The sequence below is a fragment of the Methylorubrum podarium genome, from assembly GCF_022179745.1.
Classification (GTDB): domain Bacteria; phylum Pseudomonadota; class Alphaproteobacteria; order Rhizobiales; family Beijerinckiaceae; genus Methylobacterium; species Methylobacterium podarium.
In genome coordinates, this window is record NZ_BPRD01000101.1 from 1 (window position 1) to 1,408 (window position 1,408).

General features: G+C 72.9%; 1 protein-coding gene. It reads left to right on the forward strand.

What is annotated here, in order from left to right; genetic code table 11:
- Position 1: 1 nt before the first annotated feature.
- Positions 2-1,408 (forward strand): PAS domain-containing sensor histidine kinase (locus tag MFF42_RS05285; RefSeq protein ID WP_238254830.1); only part of this gene is annotated, 1,407 nt, incomplete at its 3' end.

A 1,408-nucleotide genomic window follows, 5' to 3' on the forward strand; every position in this document is an offset into this window, starting at 1 on the left:
CATCGCGGCCGCGATGCTGGCGCTGATCGTGGTGTCGCTCCGCCGCCGCGAGCCCGTCGTGCCGGATTCCGATATGACCGAGGCGCTTCAGGACCGGCTCTGGCAGATCGCCGAGAGCGAGGAGCGCTACCGGGTGCTGGTCGAGGCCACGACCCAGGCCGTGGTGCAACGGGACGGGCAGGGGCGGATCACCTTCGCCAGCGAGGGTTTCGCCGCGCTGCTCGGCGTGAAGCCGCTGGAACTGATCGGCTCGACCCTGACCCCGGAGGTGATCGAGCGCGGCGCAGTCGAGCAGCGCCCCGACGGCGTGCGTGTGGTCGAGGAGCGCCTGGTGCCGGTGGACGGCGTGCCGCGCTGGTTCTCCTTCATCGAGATGCCGGTGAACGGCAGCACGGCCGGCCCGAACTGGCTGCGGGCGGGTCAGGACGTCACCGAGCGCGTCGAGGCGGCGCGCTCCCTCGACGAGGCGAAGAGCCGGGCGGAGACCGCCAACGTCGCCAAGTCCCGCTTCCTCGCCACGGTCAGCCACGAATTGCGCACGCCGTTGAACGGCATCCTCGGCATGGCCGACCTGCTGCTCGAAACCCGTCTCGACCCCGAGCAGCGCACTTATGTCGAGGCCTTCCGCACCAGCGGCAAGGCGCTGCTCGGCCTCGTCGACGGCATCCTCGATTTCTCCCGCATCGAGGCCGGCCGCCTCGACCTCGCCGCCGAGCCCTTCGACGTCGCCGCCCTGGTCGAGGGCGTGGTCGAGTTGCTGGCGCCGCGCGCGCAGGACAAGGGCCTGGAGATCGCCCTCGACATCGCCGACGACCTCGTGGCCTCGCGCGTCGGCGACGCCGACCGGGTGCGGCAGATCCTGGTGAACTTGGCCGGCAACGCCATCAAGTTCACCCAGGCCGGCGGCGTCGGCGTCAGCCTCGCCGCGGCGGGGGAGGGGCTCGTCCTCACCGTCGAGGATACCGGGCCGGGCATTCCGGAGGAGCGCATCCCGATCCTGTTCGAGGAGTTCGAGCAGGGCGAGGACAGCGCGAGCCACGAGGGGACGGGACTGGGGCTCGCCATCACCCGCCGCCTCGTGGAGCGCATGAACGGCACGATCGAGGCGCGCTCGACCGTGGGGCGCGGCTCGATCTTCCGGGTCGTGCTGCCGCTGCCCGCGACGGAGGGCGCGACGGCTCCCGCAATCCCCGGCCTTGCATCGCGAAAAGTGCTGATCGTGGCCGGCTCGCCGTTCCAGGCGCCGTTCCTGGCGCGGCGGCTCAGCCGCTCGGGCGCGGCGGCGGTGGTCGTCGGCAGCGCGGAGGCCGGCCTCGACGCGCTCTCGGGCGTCGCCTTCGACGCGCTCATCGCCGACCGCAGCCTGGGTGACGCCGCCGTGCGCCGGCTCGCGGCCGAGGCCGCCCGC